Source organism: Homoserinibacter gongjuensis (assembly GCF_030161875.1).
Classification (GTDB): domain Bacteria; phylum Actinomycetota; class Actinomycetes; order Actinomycetales; family Microbacteriaceae; genus Homoserinibacter; species Homoserinibacter gongjuensis.
Window position 1 is genome coordinate 2,924,252 of sequence record NZ_BSVA01000001.1, and the last position, 17,458, is coordinate 2,941,709.

The 17,458-nt window shown below is 71.0% G+C and carries 17 protein-coding genes and 1 pseudogene; 14 read left to right on the forward strand and 4 right to left on the reverse strand.

The window, feature by feature from the left end; all coding sequences use genetic code 11:
• The first annotated feature begins 10 nt into the window (after window positions 1-10).
• Window positions 11-5,401, forward strand: a complete 5,391-nt coding sequence (locus QQK29_RS15650; RefSeq protein ID WP_284301555.1) for a PKD domain-containing protein — start codon at window positions 11-13, stop codon at window positions 5,399-5,401.
• A 542-nt stretch (window positions 5,402-5,943) separates the two neighbouring features.
• Here QQK29_RS15650 and QQK29_RS15655 read toward each other — a convergent pair.
• Window positions 5,944-8,481 (reverse strand): right-handed parallel beta-helix repeat-containing protein, encoded by a 2,538-nt coding sequence (locus QQK29_RS15655; protein ID WP_284301556.1) that lies wholly within the window; start codon window positions 8,479-8,481, stop codon window positions 5,944-5,946.
• A gap of 162 nt (window positions 8,482-8,643) precedes the next feature.
• Here QQK29_RS15655 and QQK29_RS15660 point away from each other — a divergent pair, with 162 nt between their 5' ends.
• From QQK29_RS15660 to QQK29_RS15695, 8 genes are all read left to right on the forward strand, one after another.
• On the forward strand, window positions 8,644-8,844 hold the full coding sequence (locus tag QQK29_RS15660) for a hypothetical protein (RefSeq protein WP_284301557.1): 201 nt from the start codon (window positions 8,644-8,646) through the stop codon (window positions 8,842-8,844).
• Window positions 8,841-10,184, forward strand: coding sequence for a hypothetical protein (locus QQK29_RS15665; protein WP_284301558.1), 1,344 nt, complete (start codon window positions 8,841-8,843; stop codon window positions 10,182-10,184). Before QQK29_RS15660 ends, QQK29_RS15665 begins: the two co-directional genes overlap by 4 nt.
• Window positions 10,181-10,606, forward strand: a complete 426-nt coding sequence (locus QQK29_RS15670; protein WP_284301559.1) for a hypothetical protein — start codon at window positions 10,181-10,183, stop codon at window positions 10,604-10,606. The genes QQK29_RS15665 and QQK29_RS15670 overlap by 4 nt, the downstream gene beginning before the upstream one ends.
• A 204-nt stretch (window positions 10,607-10,810) precedes the next feature.
• Entirely contained in the window at window positions 10,811-11,500 is a 690-nt protein-coding gene (locus tag QQK29_RS15675) for an O-antigen ligase family protein (protein ID WP_284301560.1), read from the forward strand.
• Window positions 11,497-11,952: an FAD synthase family protein gene (locus QQK29_RS15680; protein WP_284301562.1), complete on the forward strand. Its 456-nt coding sequence runs from the start codon at window positions 11,497-11,499 to the stop codon at window positions 11,950-11,952. Before QQK29_RS15675 ends, QQK29_RS15680 begins: the two co-directional genes overlap by 4 nt.
• Window positions 11,953-12,047: 95 nt before the next feature.
• On the forward strand, window positions 12,048-12,272 hold the full coding sequence (locus QQK29_RS15685; RefSeq protein ID WP_284301564.1) for a hypothetical protein: 225 nt from the start codon (window positions 12,048-12,050) through the stop codon (window positions 12,270-12,272).
• Between the two features lie 161 nt (window positions 12,273-12,433).
• On the forward strand, window positions 12,434-12,595 hold the full coding sequence (locus tag QQK29_RS15690) for a hypothetical protein (RefSeq protein ID WP_284301566.1): 162 nt from the start codon (window positions 12,434-12,436) through the stop codon (window positions 12,593-12,595).
• A gap of 128 nt (window positions 12,596-12,723) precedes the next feature.
• Window positions 12,724-13,164: a hypothetical protein gene (locus QQK29_RS15695; protein ID WP_284301568.1), complete on the forward strand. Its 441-nt coding sequence runs from the start codon at window positions 12,724-12,726 to the stop codon at window positions 13,162-13,164.
• A 25-nt stretch (window positions 13,165-13,189) separates the two neighbouring features.
• Here the strand turns inward: QQK29_RS15695 and QQK29_RS15700 are convergent, their stop codons facing one another.
• Window positions 13,190-13,711, reverse strand: coding sequence for an NUDIX domain-containing protein (locus tag QQK29_RS15700; protein ID WP_284301570.1), 522 nt, complete (start codon window positions 13,709-13,711; stop codon window positions 13,190-13,192).
• Between the two features lie 98 nt (window positions 13,712-13,809).
• Here QQK29_RS15700 and QQK29_RS15705 point away from each other — a divergent pair.
• From QQK29_RS15705 to QQK29_RS15720, 4 genes and pseudogenes are all read left to right on the forward strand, one after another.
• A pseudogene (locus QQK29_RS15705) lies at window positions 13,810-14,861 on the forward strand (M4 family metallopeptidase).
• Window positions 14,845-15,171 carry a protealysin inhibitor emfourin gene (locus QQK29_RS15710; RefSeq protein ID WP_284301572.1) on the forward strand — a complete coding sequence of 109 codons (327 nt, stop codon included), beginning with the start codon at window positions 14,845-14,847 and terminating at the stop codon, window positions 15,169-15,171. The pseudogene QQK29_RS15705 and the gene QQK29_RS15710 overlap by 17 nt, the downstream one beginning before the upstream one ends.
• Window positions 15,164-15,529: an RNA-binding S4 domain-containing protein gene (locus QQK29_RS15715; protein ID WP_284301574.1), complete on the forward strand. Its 366-nt coding sequence runs from the start codon at window positions 15,164-15,166 to the stop codon at window positions 15,527-15,529. The genes QQK29_RS15710 and QQK29_RS15715 overlap by 8 nt, the downstream gene beginning before the upstream one ends.
• The gene (locus QQK29_RS15720) at window positions 15,529-16,149 is read left to right on the forward strand and encodes a phosphoribosyltransferase (protein WP_284301575.1); all 621 of its coding nucleotides are present in this window, start codon (window positions 15,529-15,531) and stop codon (window positions 16,147-16,149) included. Before QQK29_RS15715 ends, QQK29_RS15720 begins: the two co-directional genes overlap by 1 nt.
• Before the next feature lie 7 nt (window positions 16,150-16,156).
• Here the strand turns inward: QQK29_RS15720 and QQK29_RS15725 are convergent, their stop codons facing one another.
• Entirely contained in the window at window positions 16,157-16,642 is a 486-nt protein-coding gene (locus QQK29_RS15725; RefSeq protein ID WP_284301576.1) for a glutathione peroxidase, read from the reverse strand.
• A 40-nt stretch (window positions 16,643-16,682) separates the two neighbouring features.
• On the opposite strand from QQK29_RS15725, the gene QQK29_RS15730 reads away from it, so the two are divergent.
• Entirely contained in the window at window positions 16,683-16,964 is a 282-nt protein-coding gene (locus tag QQK29_RS15730; RefSeq protein ID WP_284301577.1) for a GNAT family N-acetyltransferase, read from the forward strand.
• Window positions 16,965-16,974: 10 nt separating this feature from the next.
• Here the strand turns inward: QQK29_RS15730 and QQK29_RS15735 are convergent, their stop codons facing one another.
• Window positions 16,975-17,457 carry a nitroreductase family deazaflavin-dependent oxidoreductase gene (locus QQK29_RS15735; protein ID WP_284301578.1) on the reverse strand — a complete coding sequence of 161 codons (483 nt, stop codon included), beginning with the start codon at window positions 17,455-17,457 and terminating at the stop codon, window positions 16,975-16,977.
• Window position 17,458: the final 1 nt, after the last annotated feature.

Consider the following 17,458-nt stretch of genomic DNA (forward strand, 5'->3'; position numbering starts at 1 on the left):
CACTCGGCACATGCACTGCCCCCCGACGTGCCGCTACCCCCACCCCGAGGTCATGATGGGTCACCCAGAACCCACGAGGCATTGGCGTACCCGCGCCGCCGCCATCGTCGCCGCTCTCCCGCTCGCACTTTCCGCCCTCGTCGCCTTCCCTGTGCTCGAGGTCGCACCCGCCCTCGCGGCGGAGGATCCGCCTCCCCCGCCCGAGACGGTCAGCAGCGATCCCCTTCCCGCGCCGCAGATCAACGGCGTCGTCTGGGCACAGGTGATCGTCGGCACCACGGTCTACGTGGGCGGCGAGTTCACCACCGCACGCCCGGCAGGATCCGCGCCCGGCGCTAACGAGGTCACCCGCACCCATCTGCTCGCGTTCGACGTGACGACGGGAACCCTGTTGCCGTGGGCGCCGACCCTCAACGCGAAGGTGCGCACGCTCGCGGCCTCGCCCGACGGCACGCGCCTGTACGTGGGTGGAGACTTCACCCAGGTAAACGGCGCCACCCGCAATCGCGTCGTCGCCTTCTCCACCGCGACCGGCGCCGTCGTGAACTCGTTCGCCGCGAACGCGAACAACTACGTCAGCGCACTCGCCGCCACCAACTCGACCGTCTTCCTGGGCGGGGTGTTCAGCCGCATCAGCGGCGTCGACCGGGTGTTCCTCGGTGCGGTCGACGCATCCGACGGTCAGACGACCGCGTGGGCGCCCGTGACCACCGGCGGCCGCCCGTACGCCATCGAGGTGAATCCCGACGGCACGCGCGTCGCGGTCGGGGGCGACTTCCTCACCGCGAACGGCAGCGACAACCCCGGCTACGGTCTCGTGCTCGTCGACTCCACCGTCGGCTCCTCGCTCCTCCCGCTCAACACGGCGGTACGGAACGCCGGCGTGGACGCCGCGATCTTCGACCTGGCGTCCGATGGCGACAGCTTCTACGGCTCCGGCTACGTGTTCGGCTCCGGCGGCAACCTCGAGGGCGCCTTCCGCGCCAGCTGGGCGACCGGCGAGCTCGTCTGGGTGGATGACTGCCACGGCGACACCTACTCGGTCGCCCCGATCGGCGACATCGTGTACTCGGCCTCGCACAAGCACTACTGCGGCAACCTCGAGGGCCCGCCGCAGTACGACCCGTGGCAGTTCAACCGTGCCACCGCCACCACGAAGGCGGCCACGCAGGTGGCCTCGGCCGACCCGCACGGCTACTACAACTGGCAGAACACCCCCGCCCCGTCGATGCTCAACTGGTTCCCGAGCATCAATTCGGGCACCTACACCGGCATGTACCAGGGGCCGTGGTCGGTCACCGGCAACGAGCAGTACGTCGTGTTCGGCGGCGAGTTCACCCGGGTCAACAACCGCGACTTCCAGGGCATCGTGCGCTTCGCGAACCGGTCGATCGCGCCCAACACCGACGGGCCGCGGCTCACCGGCGACGACCTGGCTCCCCAACTCGACTCGCCCGCCGCGGGCGTCATGCGGGTGTCGTGGCTGGCCGACTGGGATCGCGACGACGCCACGCTGCAGTACCAGGTCATCCGTGACGGTCGCACCGCGAGCCCGGTCTATACGACCGAGGTCGAGGCACGCTCGTGGGATCGCCCGACCATCACCTTCCTCGACACCGGGCTCGACCCGGGCTCGACGCACACCTACCGCATCCGGGCGATCGACCCCTCAGGCAACAACGGCTGGGGTTCCACGGTCAGCGGCACCGTCGCCACGACGGGAACCCTGAGCGCGTACGCCGCCGGCGTGCTCACCGACAACCCGAGCTACTACTGGCGTCTCGGTGAGCAGTCGGGCACGGTGCTGAAGGACTCGACGGGCATCAATGACGGAACGACCGGAAGCGGCGTCACCTGGGGTGCCGCGGGCGCCATCATCGGCGACTCCGACACGGCGGCGCGCTTCAGCGGCACGACGAACGGCCGCGCGTCCGGCTCCACGAAGCTCTGGCGCGACAACACCTTCTCGATCGAGGCGTGGGTCAGGACGACCTCGACCCAGGGCGGCAAGATCGTCGGATTCGGATCGTCGGCCAGCGGCAACTCGAGCAACTACGACCGGCACGTGTACATGAACGCCTCGGGCCAGATCCTGTTCGGCGTCTACCCGAACGCCTCCCGCACGATCAGCGGCCCCAAGGCGTACAACGACGGCCAATGGCACCACGTCGTCGCGACGATGGGATCGGCCGGCATGGCGCTGTACGTCGACGGAGTGCGCGTCGCGCGCAATACGACGGTCACCTACGGCCAGAACTACTGGGGTTATTGGCGGATCGGCGGTGACAACACCTGGAGCGGAGCGCCGTACCTCAACGGATGGATCGACGAGGTCGCGATCTACACGCAACCGCTGAGCGCGGCGCAGGTGCAATCGCACTACACGCTGTCGGGACGCACCTCCACGGTGCCGCCCGCCCCCACCGACGTCTACGGCGCGGCCGTGTACGCCAGCGAGCCGTTCCTGTACTGGCGGCTCGGCGAGACCACCGGTACCGTCGCGGCGGATGCGAGCGCGGCCGGCTCGCCCGGTGGCTACCGCGGAACGCCGACACGAGGCGTGCCCGGTGTGCTCGATGAGATCCCCGACACCGCCGTGCGCTTCGGCAGCACCAACGCGATCGTGAGCTCCGCCGGCGCGTGGACGAACCCGACCGTCTACTCGCAGGAGGCGTGGTTCAAGACCACCACGACCTCCGGCGGCAAGATCATGGGGTTCGGCAACCGGCAGACCGGCACCTCGACGAGCTATGACCGCCACGTCTACATGCAGGACGACGGCAAGCTCGTGTTCGGCACCTGGACGGGCCAGACCAACGTGATCACCTCGTCCGTCGCCTACAACGACGGTCTCTGGCACCACGTCGTGGCCAGCCAAGGCGCCGACGGCATGAAGCTCTACCTCGACGGCGCGCTCGTCGGCACCAATCCGCAGACCGGAGCCGAGGACTACACCGGGTACTGGCGCGTGGGCGGAGACACCACGTGGGGCTCCTCGAGCCCCTGGTTCGACGGCGTCATCGACGAGTACGCCGTGTACGACATCGCACTGAGCCCCGCCACGATCTCGCAGCACTACGTGCTGGGCGCGCCGCCGCTGCCGAACCTCACCCCCTCGGCCGCCTTCACCTTCGAGACGCTCGGCAAGCTCGCGAGCTTCGACGCGAGCGGCTCGAGCGATGTCGACGGCACGATCGCGAGCTACGCGTGGGACTTCGGCGACGGCACGAGCGGCACGGGTGCGACGCCCACGCACAGCTACACGGCGAGCGGCACCTACCCGGTCACGCTCACGGTGACGGATGACGACGGCGCGTTCGCGGTGCGCACGCACGATGTCGAGGTCACCGTGGTGGTGATCCCGCCGACCGCGGCGTTCACGAGCTCGGTCGACGGTCTCGACGCGAGCTTCGATGCCAGCGGATCGAGTGACCCGGACGGCGAGGTCGTGAGCTACAGCTGGGACTTCGGCGACGGAACCCCGGCCGCCTCGGGGGCCACGCCCACGCACCACTTCGCGACGGGCGGCGACCACGCGGTCACGCTCACGGTGACGGATGACGACGGCGCGACCGGCACGGTCACCCACACCGTCCAGGCCACGATGCCCAACCAGGCGCCCATCGCGTCGTTCACGCACACGGTGGACGAGCGCACGGTGTCGGTCACCTCGACGTCGAGCGATTCCGACGGAACCCTCGTGTCGTACTCCTGGAATTGGGGTGACGGCACCGCGGCCGGCAGCGGCGCGACGGCGACGCACGCCTACGCGACCGGCGGCGACTACACGGTGACCCTCACGGTCACCGACGACGACGGCGCGACGGCCACCTCGACGGCCACGGTGACGACCGTCAACCCGCCCAGCACGACGCTGGCGTCGGATGTGTTCGCGCGGGCGGTGGCGACGGGTTGGGGTTCTGCTGCGGTCGGTGGTGCCTGGACGGTGTCCTCGACGTCGAACTTCTCGGTCTCGGATGACGCCGGCAAGGTCGTGCACGCCGCGGGAAGCACCCGCCGCGCGACGCTGGGTCAGACCCCGATCACCGACGCCGACCTCACCGTGCAGTTCTCCGCCGACAAGCCCACCACCGTGGGCCACATCGTCGCCGGCATCACGGCCCGACAGGTCTCCAGCAGCGACTACTACCAGGCCCGGGTGCGACTGCTCCCCGGCGGCACCGTCGCCCTGCAGATCACCAGGACCAGCTCCTCCACGGTGCTGGCCAACGCCACCATCGCCGGACTCGACTACACCCCCGGCGACCAGCTCCAGATCCGCTTCCAACTCGAGGGCACCAGCCCCACCACCCTCAAGGCGAAGGTCTGGCGCGTCGGAACCACCGAGCCCACCACCTGGCAGCTCACCACCACCGACACCACCGCATCCCTCCAGACGGCAGGCACCATCGGACTCGAAAGCTACATCTCCGCATCCGCCACCAACGCCCCCGTCACCATCACCTACGACAACCTCAACGCCATGACGCTCGGGGAGCCCGCCGAGAACCAGGCGCCGACAGCCGCCTTCACGGCCTCGGCGACCGACCTCTCGGTCGCGGTCGACGCATCCGGGTCCTCCGACCCCGACGGCGCCATCGTGTCGTACTCGTGGAACTGGGGCGATGGAACGGCCGCGGGCAGCGGTGCCACCGCAAGCCACAGCTACGCCGCGGCCGGTGACTACACCGTGACGCTGACGGTGACCGACGATCGGGGCGCCACCGCGACCACGACGCACTCGGTCACCGCGACGACGCCCGCACCCGCCACCGAGCTGGCGTCGGATGTGTTCGCGCGGGCGGTGGCGACGGGTTGGGGTTCTGCTGCGGTCGGTGGTGCCTGGACGGTGTCCTCGACGTCGAACTTCTCGGTCTCGGATGACGCCGGCAAGGTCGTGCACGCCGCGGGAAGCACCCGCCGCGCGACGCTGGGTCAGACCCCGATCACCGACGCCGACCTCACCGTGCAGTTCTCCGCCGACAAGCCCACCACCGTGGGCCACATCGTCGCCGGCATCACGGCCCGACAGGTCTCCAGCAGCGACTACTACCAGGCCCGGGTGCGACTGCTCCCCGGCGGCACCGTCGCCCTGCAGATCACCAGGACCAGCTCCTCCACGGTGCTGGCCAACGCCACCATCGCCGGACTCGACTACACCCCCGGCGACCAGCTCCAGCTCCGCTTCCAACTCGAGGGCACCAGCCCCACCACCCTCAAGGCGAAGGTCTGGCGCGTCGGAACCACCGAGCCCACCACCTGGCAGCTCACCACCACCGACACCACCGCATCCCTCCAGACGGCAGGCACCATCGGACTCGAAAGCTACATCTCCGCATCCGCCACCAACGCCCCCGTCACCATCACCTACGACAACCTCAACGCCACACAGCTCCCCTGAGCGGCGGGGCCGTCTGGCACGGGAGGCGGAGACGGCTCCGTCTCAGGGGAGAGAGATGAACGACAGGACCACGGCAGGGTGATCTCGCGCGCTCTCGGTGCGCTCCTGGCCCAGGGGGCGCAGGCCGGCGTCAGCTTCGTGCTGCAGGTGCTCGTGGCGCGGCTGCTGGGCATCGAGGAGCTGGGGCGGTTCGCGATCCTCTACGGCGTGATCGTGATCGCCACGGGCATCGTGAGCGGCGTCGTGGGCGACTCGCTCGTGGTGCTCGACCGAGGCGACGGGGTCGTGCGCTGGGCGCTTCAGGCCACCACGCTCACGCTGTCGGCTGCGGCGGGCGGCATGGGCGCCGTCGTCTTCCTCGCGATCGGCCTGATCACGCCGCTCGAGGCGCTGCTGTTCGCGACCGCGACGGCCGCATTCACCTGCGAGGAGGTGCTGCGCCGGCTGCTCATGGCGCATTTCGGGTTCCTCCGGGTCGTCGCCGCCGACCTCGGGGGTTCGCCCTCGGCCTCGCGCTCATCCTCATCGTCACCATCACCGCCTCACCGTCGCTCGCGCTCGTGCTGGGCGGCATCACCCTCGGCCAGCTCGTGGCCCTCGTGCTCGCTGTGCTGCTGCTGCCGCGCGTCGAGCGGAGCCTCGCGCCTCCCCGGCCAGGCGGTCTGGGCACCGTCCTCGCCTACGGCACCTGGCGCGGCCTCCAGCAACTGCTCCGACCGGGTCTGTTGACGGCCATGCGCCTCCTCGTCGGCGTCGCGGCGGGACTCGCTGCGGTCGGCCTGCTCGAGGCGGCGCGCGTCTATGTCGCACCCGCACTGCTCGCGGTGAGCGGGCTCACCTCGTTCCTGTTCGTGCGCTACGCACGGGACCGTGACCATCCCCTCGGTGCGGTGCTGCGCCGTGCGGATCTGACGGTCGGCGCGCTCGTGGCGGGCACCGTCGTGATGGGCGTCATCGGCGTCGCACTGCTGCCCTGGCTGGGGCCGCTGCTGTTCGGCGTGCATCCGGATGCCGGGGTCGTGATCGGATGGCTCGCGTTCACCGTCGCCGTCGCGGCGACGACGCCCTACGGCTCGCTCGCGGCCGTGCACGGGGGCCAGCGCCGGGTGTTCGCGATCCGGCTCGGCGACTCGCTGCTCTCGCTCGCGGGGATCGCGCTCGTGCTGCTGCTCGGCGCCTCGCCAGGCTGGGTGCCCTATGTGCTCGCGGGGGCGCGCTGCTCGGCGGCCTCGCGATCCGCTTCCTCGTGCTCGTGCCGCGTGCGCGCCGCGACCGGGGCGACGGGCTCCCTGAGGGCGCCGGGGCATAGGGCACGAGCGCGCCGGGCGTCGCCACCACGTCGGGGCCCAGTAAAACCGCCACGTCGTCGGGCACGACCGGCGCCGAACGGCTCGCCGAGAGAACCGCCTCGGTCGGTGCGAAGTCCGACGCGACCGGCGAGGCGCCCTCGAGCCCCGCGTTGCCCGAGGCCGAGCGCGCATCCGCCTGCCAGCTCGCGACGTCGTCGTACGAGACCGTCGTGCGGCCCTGCTGCCAGAGCACGAGGGGCGCCCCGGATGCTGCCTGCAGCACGTTGCCCGCGATCCGGTCGACGAGGTCGTCGGCAGAGAACTCCCCGAGTAGTCGTGCACCCAGATGGGGGCGGCCGGCTGCGAGTCGGAGTCGCGGGAGGAACCGCCCACCTCGCCCACGATGCTGTCGGCGATGACCGTGCCCGCGGCGACCCAGCTCATGTCGGGGTCGTCGGGATGACGCTCGTCGTGGCCGGGAACCGTCGCGTCGCTCGCGCGACGGTCGTCCTGCAGCACGGCGATGCCGAGCCCGTTGCCGACGATGGTCGATCTCCACACCTGCACGCGGCTCGCGTCGTTGATCTTCACGCCGATGCGCCCGTTGCCCGCGATCACGAGATCGACGAGCAGCACACTGTCGGAGATCTCGGCGAACACCCCGTGCCCGGCGTTGGAGAGCACATCGCTCGCCGAGACCGTCGCGTGCTTGACCGACTGATCGAGCCAGATGCCGGGCCCTGCATTGCCGCGCACGACGCTCGCAGCGATCGCGACGTCGCGCGAGCGGGTGACCTTGATCCCGCCCGAGACGGGCGCCTGGTTGAAGCCCTCGGCGTTGTTGTGCTCGATGAGCGAGCCGGTCACCGTGAACCCGTCGGCGAAGTTCGCCGCGACCCCGATCATGCCGCTCCGGCGCACGGTGACACGGTCGAGCACCGTACCGTGCCCCGTCACGAAGACCCCCGTCGTGGACGAGTCCTCCACGACCACCTCGCTCAGCCGGGCACGGTCACCCTCGATCACGAGGGCGCCGAGCGTCGGAACCGACGGGGCGAATCGACGGAACCCGATGCCCGTGATCGTGCTGTCGGCGGAGCGGAGGTTCACCGCACGTTGGCGCACGCTCGCCTCCACGACCCGGTCCGCGGGATCCTCGCCCAGAACCAGCTCGTGCGTTGCGGTGTCGACCGCGAAGGAACCCGGGCCGACCTCGTCGACGGCCACCTGTTCGAGCGGCGACCCGTCGAGCCAGAGCTGCTCCGGATGCGCGGCGAACGGATGGTCCTCGTTCAGGAAGCGCCAGGTCGGCTCGGTGCCGTCCTCGCCGCCCGTGTAGCTCGGGGCCGAGGAGAACTCGTGCGACCAGGGCGCGCGCCAGGTCTCCCCGTCGCGCACCCAGCCCTCGATCGCATCCGCACCGTCGAACCACACGACCTCGCCGGGGTAGGCGCGCAGCTCGATGCTCTTGCTCTTGCCGACGAAGAGCTCTTCACGGTAGACGCCCGCGCGCAGCACGATCGTGCCGGTGCCCTGCACACGGTCCAGAGCCTCGCTGACGTGCGCGTACGGACGCTCGAGGGACCCGTTGCCGCCTTCCGCCGCACCGGCCTGCACGATGAACGCTCCCGGAGGCACCGGTCGAGCCTCGCTGCCGAGGTCGGGCGCGCCCGGGTCGATGCGCGCCGTGAGCTCCTGTTCACGCCAGGGGATCTCATCCCGCGTGCTCATCCTCACGACGACCGCGGTGACGCCCACGGCGACCACGAGCGCCCCGGCGGCGAGCGCCACGAACCGTCCGACGCGACGACGCCGTGGGCGCGCTTCGGATGCGACCGACGGCATCGGGTCTCCCCTCGGATGGTGCTCTCATTCTGCCTGCAGATCAGGCCTACCGGTGATCGTTTCTCACGTGGATAATAGAGGCCTCCCCCGTGCTACTGGAGGTTTCCCATGGAGACCCCGCATTACCCTTCCGCATACCGCGAGCGTTGGTACGTCGTGGTGCTCGCGGCGCTGCTCGGACTGCTCGCGGCGGCCGCCATCTCGGCCGTGCTGCCGCGCAGCTACGAGGCGACGTCGACCCTCTTCCTGCGGGTCGACTCCCCGATTCGAGCCTCGTCGAGCGCTCCCAGTTCGCCGTGGCGCGCGTGAAGTCCTACCCGGACCTCGTCGTGAGTCCGCGCGTGCTGCGCGCGACGATCGATCAGCTCGACCTCGACCTCGAGCCCCGCGAGCTCGCTCAGCGCCTGAGCGCAAGCAATCCGCGCGACACCGTGCTCCTCACGGTGACCGCGTCGGCGGGTGACCCCGAGCTCTCCGCACGCATCTCCGACGCCGTCGCGCGTAACGTGTCGGATCTCGTGGGCGAGCTCGAGAGCGACGTCGATCTCGAACTCACCATCCCCGCGATCGCACCGACCTCGCCCGCCTCGCCGCAGACACTCGTGCTCGCCGGCCTCGGGCTCCTCGCGGGTCTCGCCCTCGGCGGCATCGCGGTCGCCGTGCTCGGCCGCCTCGATCCCCGCGCACGCTCGGTCGCCGAGATCCGGCGGCTCACCGGCCTCCCCGTCGTCGGACAGCTGCCCCCTGCCGCCGGGCGTGACGGGCGCGCCCACCACCCCGCGGCCGACACCGCCACACGGGCGTTGCTCGTGAACGAACGGCTCCTCACCGGGGACCGGCCGCGCCGCCTCGTCGTGCTCGTGCCGGCCACCGGGATGCGGGCGCCGCTCGTCACGCACACGGCGCTCACGCTCGGGCATGGCATCCGCGACTCCGGGCACACGGTGGCGCTCATCTGCGCCGAGCCGCCCGCCCCGAGCAGGGCGCACGCCGCGTTGCTGCGCCTACGTGATCGCTTGCCGAACGGCGCCGGCGAACGCGCTCCCCTCGACACGGTGACGATCGCCCCGGCACACAGCCCCGAACGGCAGCACGAGTTGCTCAAGGCCACAGCAACCGCCGTCACGCGCCACGACGTCGTCATCGTGGTGGCCGATGCCCCGAGTGATGTCTTCGCCCTCGGCAGCATGGCGGGTGCCGAGGTGCTCGTGCTCAGCGATGGGCGGCGTACGACTCGCACCCAACTGGTCGAGACGGTCACCTCACTCGATTTCGCGGGCAGCCGCGCGCTGGGCGTGCTCGTGACCAACGTCGGCGGGCACGACCACATGGACCTCCCGGCGACCTGGATGGAGGCGGACCGCGTCGAACTTCCCACGCTCGCGGTCAGCGCGCCACCAGCTCGCCGCGCGCGCTCCACCCGGCACCGTCGTCCCGCAGCGAATCGCACCCAGGCACACGCCACGCCGACGGCCGGCACGGGCGCGGCACGCGAGCCGGGCGACGCGGCGGAGACAGCTGACGACACGGAGCCGGAGCCCGCGGCGACGGCCGAGTCGGGCCCCGAACCGGAGACGCTCCCCGGGCTCGAGCTGGTCTTCGACGAGGCCGACACCCTTTCTCCCGAACCGGAGCCTGAGCCGGTATGACACTCGCCCCGCACACCACCACCACACCGCGGGGCAGCGGGTACGAGCGCACGACCACCCCCGAGGTCAGCGGCACGCACGTGGTCGCCGTCGCGGCGATCGCACTCGTGACGGTTGTGAGCGTGGTGTCGTGGCGCACGGGCGCGATCTTCGACGGCGGAATCGACGGGGTCGTCGTCGCCAAGGCGGCACTCTCGGCGCTCGCTCTGGGCGGAGCGGTCGCGACGCGCCTTCTGAGTCGTGCCCGCTACGCGCTCGGCGTACGGTCGACGTTCCTGCTGCTGCTCGCGCTCGGCGTCTCCTCGTCGGCGCGCTCGCCTCCGGAAACCTGGTGCCGAGCGGCATCGTCGCCGTCCGGATCGCGATGCTCGCCGCGATCGTGCTCGTACTGCTCTCCTGCACGCCCTGGCGTATCGTGCTGACGGCGATGCTCACCGCGATGGGCGTCGTCGCCGTCGTCGCTGCCGCGACCGGCGTGGCCAGCTATCGCGCGACCGGACGACTGGCCGGCGGCATCCCGGAGGTGCAGGAGAACGAACTCGCGGGACTCGCGGTGCTCCCCTGCTCGGACTCTTCGTATTGCTCGTGCGCAAGGGGTGCGATGGTGGATCATCGCGCCCGCGGCCGTGCTCGGCACCATCCTGTGGGCGACCCAATCACGCACGGCCCTGGTCGCCCTCGCCCTCGCCGTCGTGCTCGCCTTCATCGTGGCTCCGCGCGTGCATTGGAGCGCCATCGTGCTCGTGCTGGCGGCCGTGCCCGTCGGCTACGCGGTGCTCGCCTTCACCTCGCTCGTCGAGGACCTGCTCGTGCGCGACCAGACGGCGGCCGAGATCGCATCGCTGAGCGCACGCACGGATGCCTGGAAGGTCGTGCTCGAGTGGGCCCCCGCGAGCTGGGAGCGCTGGATCGGACTCGGGCTCTCGGTCAAGCAGATCGACGTCGATCTGCCGTTCCGTGAGGTGCAGGTCTTCGACAGCAGCTGGGTGTCGCTGCTGGCCCAGGCGGGTCTCATCGGTACCGCGGTCGTCGTCTGCTGGATGCTGCTCACCGTGCGCGACGCCGCCGATCGCGAGGTGCGCTCGCTCGCGATCCCCCTGCTCACGCTGCTGCTTGTGCGCGGCCTCACCGAGAACGGCTTGCTCGACGCGAGTGCCGCGTTCCTCGTCGTGTTCTGCCTCGCGATCGGGGTCGACCCCGCCTCCCGTCGCGGGCCCGTGCCGAGCACGCCACCTCGGGAGGCGGCCTATCTGAGGTCTCCCGAACGCTTCGCCCCCCACCATCCGCCCCTCATCCCCCAGGGAGCCACGCCATGACCCGAGTCGGCTACGCCGCAGGCGCCTACGACCTGTTCCACATCGGTCACCTCAACATCCTCAAGCATGCCCGGAGCGCGTGCGACCACCTCATCGCGGGCGTCGTCTCGGATGAGATGCTCGTGGCCGCGAAGGGCCGCGCGCCCGTGATCCCGCTTGCCGAGCGCCTCGAGATCGTGCGCAGCGTGCGCTACGTCGACGAGGCGGTCGCGGAGGTGCTGCCCGACAAGCTCGACACCTGGCGGGAGCTGCGTTTCGACGTCTTCTTCAAGGGCGACGACTGGCGCGGAACCGAGAAGGGCCTGCGTCTCGAGCGCGAGTTCGCCGAGGTGGGTGTCGAGGTCGTCTACTTCCCCTACACCGTGACCACCTCCAGCACGGCCCTGCGGCGCACGCTCGACATCCTCATGGCAGGCGCCGACGCGGTCGAGGCGGACAGCCCCGTGGGCTAGCCCCCAGTTCGGGGGCGAGTTGCCGAGATCCCGCCCACCGATGCCGGAACGATCTATCCTGGTCTGGAGACACCGGCCGAGGGATGGGGGGAACGGTGAATCGGAACACGGCTCGTCGCGCCCGCGTCATCGCGCTGCGTGTGCTCGCCTACCGCGCATGGTCGGACGACCCCGCTGCCGGCGAGATCCCGTCGATCGACATCCTGAGCGATCCGCGCCTGCATCGCCGTGAGCACGAGCGCGAACTGCGTCGCGCCCAGAACGGCACCTTCGCCGCGCCGGTTCGTCACCACGAGCCGGGGCTCCGCCGCGTCGCCTGACCCGGCGTCCGAGAGGCCTCACGCGTCTTAGCGCCTCGGCACAGCCCACGTCAAGGGGATTTCGGCACGCGGACTCCTGCGGTTGTCTGTTGTCATGCGGAGCACAACTGCCCCGCGTGAAACCGCTCCCGAACCCCGGGCGCGGAGAAGGAGACGCCACCATGAACGCCCTCGGAATCATCCTCGCGATCATCGCCATCATCCTGCTCTTCACGGGCGGGTTCGTGCAGACGCTCAACTTCCTGCTGTGGGTCGGGATCGTCCTGCTCGTGATCGCTGCGATCGTCTTCCTGATGCGCTTCATCAGCGGTCGCCGCGTCTAAGCGACAGCGGCACCGACGCCTGCGCCGGATGCGGACTCGCCGTCACTTTCGACGGCACCGCATCCGGCGCAGGCGTACGTTGGGGGTATGTCGTGCATCCGCTTCAACACCCCGCGCAGCGTGCGCAGATGGCGGCGCTGGCTCCGAGCATGCTGACCCCGGATGAGGTCGCTGCCCAGCACCCGGCTCCTCCTGTCACGGAGTCGAAGATCCGCCGATTGCGGGTCCTCGCGACGAACACGAACCCGAAGATCCGAGAAGCGGCGGCGAGCTCGTACAACACGCCGGAGGATCTGTTCGAGGTTCTGGCTCGCGACCCCGAGGAGAGCGTGCGTGCCTGCGTGGCCCGCAACACCGCCACTCCGTGCGACGTGCTGCGCGAACTCGCCCACGACGAGTCCCCGACCGTGCGCGGTTGGGTCGCCGTGAACTACTTCGTTCCGGCCGACGTCATGACCGAACTCGCGGACGACGATGATCCGGTCGTGCGGGGACTCGTGGAGTGGAAGGCGTCGCTCGCCGCCGAACACGACGACACCCGCGCGCTCCAGTTCGTGCAGACCCGGTAACCCACGGGGCCACCCGGCCGGAGCTTCAGCCGCGGATCGCGCGCGCCAGCTCGCCGTCGAACTCGGCGAGTCGCTCGCGCCACCCCGGCCAACCCGCCTCGACGCCCGGATGCAGGGGCAGCGCCGCGACGTCGGCGAACGGCACCCAGCGCAGCGACACCGACTCGGCATCGCCGATCACGGGCTCGAACACGCGCCGTGCGCGCGCCAAGACGGTCGTGTAGCTCCAGTAGCCGAGGTCGAGCACCGACTCGGTGAGCACGTCCACGAGCTCGGGCGGCACGCCTGCCTCTTCCGCCGCTTCGCGGAGGGCGCCATCCCGTGCCGACTCGTGCTCGTCGTGACGGGCGCCGCCCGGCAGCCCCCAGGTGCCGCCGAGGTGGCTCCACTCCGCACGGAGTTGCAGCAGCACGCCGGCATCCGGGTGCGCGAGCAGCAGACCCGCGGCGCCGAAGCGGCCCCAGTAGCGCCCCTGAGGTCCGTCGACCCACGCGTCGCCCGGGCCGTGCGGCCGTCGGGCTCGAGGATCGTGCGGAGCCCGGGTCATGGTGCCAGCCTACGTCGCGCGGCCGCGTGTCGACCGGGATGAGACGCCACGTGAAGCCGCCCCTGGCGCTCTCGGGGGTGCCGCGTAGGCTCCCCGTCATGGTCTGCAGCATCGTCCCGCCGTACCTGCTCGCCCGGCTCGCTCAGGCCGACCCCGAGCGCTACCCCGTCGCGACGGCGGCGGCGCAGCGCACCATCCGCATGGACGCGCCCCGCAAGTCGGCCAGGCTCACGCTCAGCATCGAGGGCGGCGCGCTCGTCGCCGAGCTCTCGGATGCGCCCGATCGCGAGATCGCGGATGCCGGGGCCGCGAGCAGCTGCCCGGTCGCGTCGTGCGCCGCGAGGGGCAGCCGCCGAGCGGCGATGTCGCAGCCGACGAGGCGTACGAGGGGCTCGGATCGACCTTCGACCTGTACTCCGAGGTCTTCGCGCGCAACTCGATCGACGGTGCCGGCCTGCCGCTGCGTGCGACGGTGCACTACGGCCACCTCTACGACAACGCGTTCTGGGACGGCGAGCGCATGGTGTGCGGCGACGGCGACGGCGAGGTGTTCGGCCGGTTCACGAGGTCGCTCTCGGTGATCGGGCACGAGCTCACGCACGGCGTGACGCAGTTCGCATCCGGCCTCGTCTATCGGGGACAGTCGGGAGCGCTCAACGAGTCGGTCTCCGATGTGTTCGGCGCCCTCGTGGAGCAGTACGCCGCGGGCCAGACGAGCGATCAGGCGACCTGGCTCATCGGCGCAGGCCTGTTCACGCCCGAGGTGCAGGGCGAGGCGCTTCGCTCGATGCGGCATCCGGGCATGGCGTACGACGACGACGTGCTCGGGCGCGACCCCCAACCGGCTCATTTCGACGACTACATCCAAACGGATGAGGACGACGGCGGCGTGCACCTGAACTCGGGGATCCCCAATCGGGCGTTCGTGCTCGTGGCGGACGCCCTCGGCGGGCACGCCTGGGAGCGCGCGGGACGCATCTGGTACGACGCCATGACGACGCGCCTGCCCGCGGATGTCGACTTCGCGGGTTTCGCGCTCGCGACGGCGCACGCGGCATCCGCGCGTTACGGTGAGGTGTCGGCCGAGCTCGACGCGGTGCGCGCCGGCTGGCACGGCGTAGGAGTGACGATCGATGGCAGAGCCGGCTGAGGTGCGAATCCAGGTGACGCGCTCCGGCGGCGTCGCGGGCATCCGGCGCGGATGGTGCGTCGAATCGCAGGAGGCCGACGCCTGGGAGCCGCTCGTCGCGGCGTGCCCGTGGGATGCCGAGCCCGAGTCGGTCGGGGCGGATCGTTTCGTGTGGCTCATCGAGGTCGCTGCTCCCCCGCCCGTCCGCACCGCGCGACTTCCCGAGGGGGCCGTACACGGACCGTGGCGCGAGCTCGTGGAGCGCGTGCGCGAGCAGGGCGAGCCCGTGCGCCCCGCGCGCAGGCACGGACGGCGGTCTGAGCATGGCTGAGGCGGTGCGCATCGACGCCTGGCTGTGGGCGGTGCGTGTGACGAAGTCGCGGTCCGCCGCGACGGCACTGTGCAAGGCCGGCCATGTGAAGGTCGGCAGCGAGACGGCCAAGCCCTCGCAGCTCGTGCGCCCCGGCGTCGAGGTGCGCGTCGTGACGCCGCACGGGGCACGCACGCTCGTCGTGCGGCAGCTGCTCGTCAAGCGCGTGAGCGCGGCCCTCGCGGCCGCCGCCTTCGACGATCTGACGCCGGCTCCCCCGCCTCGCGAGGAGCGCACCGTGTTCGCACAGCGCGACCGCGGCGCGGGGCGCCCCACCAAGCGCGAACGTCGCGAGATCGAGCGACTGCGGGGCTATTGATGTTCACCGATCGCGTGGATGCCGGGCGCCGGCTGGGCGCGCGGGTGCGGGAGGTGCTCGGGCCCTCGCCCGATCGGCTCGTGCTGGGTCTGCCGCGGGGCGGAGTGCCCGTTGCGGCCGAGGTGGCGCGCGAGCTCGGGGCGAGCCTCGACGTGCTCGTCGTGCGCAAGCTCGGCGCCCCGTCCCAGCCCGAGGTCGCGATCGGCGCGATCGGTCCGGATGGTGCGGTGCTGCTGCACGACCACGGTCGCGCGCTCGACCCCGAGACGCTCGACGGCATCCGGCGCCGCGAACTGGCCGAACTCGAACGCCGGGTGCGCACCTACCGCGGCAGTCGCGGTCCCCTCGTGCTCGAGGGGCGCCGTGTCGTGCTCGTCGACGACGGCATCGCGACCGGTGCGACGGCGCTCGTGGCGGTGCAGGCCGCCCGCGCCCACGGAGCCGCCGAGGTCGTCGTGGCCGCACCCGTCGCCGCGCCGGACGCGCGCGATGCGGTGGCGGCGGTCGCGGATCGGGTGATCGTGCTCGCGGCGCCGGAGCGCTTCTGGGCGGTCGGCGAGTGGTACGAGGACTTCCGGCAGACCGACGACGCCGAGGTCATGCGCCTGCTCGGGAGCTGATAGCGGGTCAGGCGGGCAGCGCCTGCTCGATGGCCTCGATGACGGCCGGGTCGTCGGGCTGGGTGCTCGGGCGGAAGCGCGAGACCGTGCCGTCGGGCGCGATGAGGAACTTCTCGAAGTTCCACTTCACCCGACCGGCGTGCCCCTCGGCATCCGGAACCTGCGTGAGCTGCGCGTAGAGCGGGTGCTTGTGCCAGCCGTTCACGTGCGTCTTCTCCATGAGCGGGAAGGTCACCCCGTAGGTCGTCGAGCAGAACTCCTTGATCTCCTCGGCCGTGCCGGGCTCCTGCCCCAGGAACTGGTTGCAGGGAAACCCGAGCACGGTGAACCCGCGGTCCGCGTACTGCTTCTGCAGCTCCTCGAGCTTCTCGTATTGCGGGGTGTTGCCGCAGCGGGAGGCCACGTTCACCACCATCACGGCCTTCTCGCCGAACTCGGCGAGCGTCGTCGTGCTGCCGTCGATCGTGGTCAGGGGGATGTCGCGGATGCTCACGCTCTCAGCGTACGAGCAGGAGTGTGCCTACGCTGGCGGTATGGGTATCGAGCTGGCACATGAACCCGACGCGTATCGCTACACGCTGCGGCGCGACGGCGCGATCGTGAGCGTGCTCGAGTATCGCGACCAGGGGCCGAGCGTCGTGTTCCATCACACGGTGACGGTTCCGAACCAGCGGGGGCACGGCTACGCCGCGCGGCTCGTCGAGTTCGCGGTCGACGACGTGGAGCGCTCCGGCCGCAGCATCACGCCGACCTGCTGGTACGTCGCGGAGTGGTTCGACGAGCACCCCGAGCGCGCAGGAGTGCTCGCGCGCTGAGTCGAGCGGTTCAGCGCGGCACGAGGTGGAAGATGCGCAGCTGTCGACCCGAGCTGCGCTCGTAGCCGCGGTAGCCCGGCCAGTTCTGCTCGAGGATGGCCCACACGCGCTCGCGGTCGTCATCGGGCACCGCTTTCGCGCGCACGGCGCGACGCTCGCCGCGGAACTCGATCTCGGCATCCGGATGCGCCAGCAGGTTCCAGGTCCAGGCCGGATGCTCGGGGCGTGCGAAGTTCGACCCCGTGATGTAGATCGTGCCGTCGTCCTGTGGGCAGCACATGAGCAGCGTCTCGCGCGGCTGCCCCGACCTGGCCCCGATCGTGTGCAGGATGAGGGAGGGCACGACGACGCCGCTGATCGGACCACGGCGACCGCCCGTGAGCCGCGAGGCGAATCGCTCGAGCGGGGGCATCATCCGCGGGCCGTAGCGGCGGAAGAAGCGCGTGCGGCTGCCCCACGCCACGACGGCGCGCACGGGTCGGACGGCAGCCACG

What these genes read in the sequence shown, in the direction of transcription:
- QQK29_RS15650 (WP_284301555.1), top strand. Translation starts at nt 11, where the DNA reads ATGCACTGCCCCCCGACGTGCCGCTACCCCCACCCCGAGGTCATGATG.
- QQK29_RS15660 (WP_284301557.1), top strand. Translation starts at nt 8,644, where the DNA reads ATGGAGACCCCGCATTACCCTTCCGCATACCGCGAGCGTTGGTACGTC.
- QQK29_RS15670 (WP_284301559.1), top strand. Translation starts at nt 10,181, where the DNA reads ATGACACTCGCCCCGCACACCACCACCACACCGCGGGGCAGCGGGTAC.
- QQK29_RS15680 (WP_284301562.1), top strand. Translation starts at nt 11,497, where the DNA reads ATGACCCGAGTCGGCTACGCCGCAGGCGCCTACGACCTGTTCCACATC.
- QQK29_RS15690 (WP_284301566.1), top strand. Translation starts at nt 12,434, where the DNA reads ATGAACGCCCTCGGAATCATCCTCGCGATCATCGCCATCATCCTGCTC.
- QQK29_RS15695 (WP_284301568.1), top strand. Translation starts at nt 12,724, where the DNA reads ATGGCGGCGCTGGCTCCGAGCATGCTGACCCCGGATGAGGTCGCTGCC.
- QQK29_RS15700 (WP_284301570.1), bottom strand. Translation starts at nt 13,711, where the DNA reads ATGACCCGGGCTCCGCACGATCCTCGAGCCCGACGGCCGCACGGCCCG.
- QQK29_RS15710 (WP_284301572.1), top strand. Translation starts at nt 14,845, where the DNA reads ATGGCAGAGCCGGCTGAGGTGCGAATCCAGGTGACGCGCTCCGGCGGC.
- QQK29_RS15715 (WP_284301574.1), top strand. Translation starts at nt 15,164, where the DNA reads ATGGCTGAGGCGGTGCGCATCGACGCCTGGCTGTGGGCGGTGCGTGTG.
- QQK29_RS15720 (WP_284301575.1), top strand. Translation starts at nt 15,529, where the DNA reads ATGTTCACCGATCGCGTGGATGCCGGGCGCCGGCTGGGCGCGCGGGTG.
- QQK29_RS15730 (WP_284301577.1), top strand. Translation starts at nt 16,683, where the DNA reads ATGGGTATCGAGCTGGCACATGAACCCGACGCGTATCGCTACACGCTG.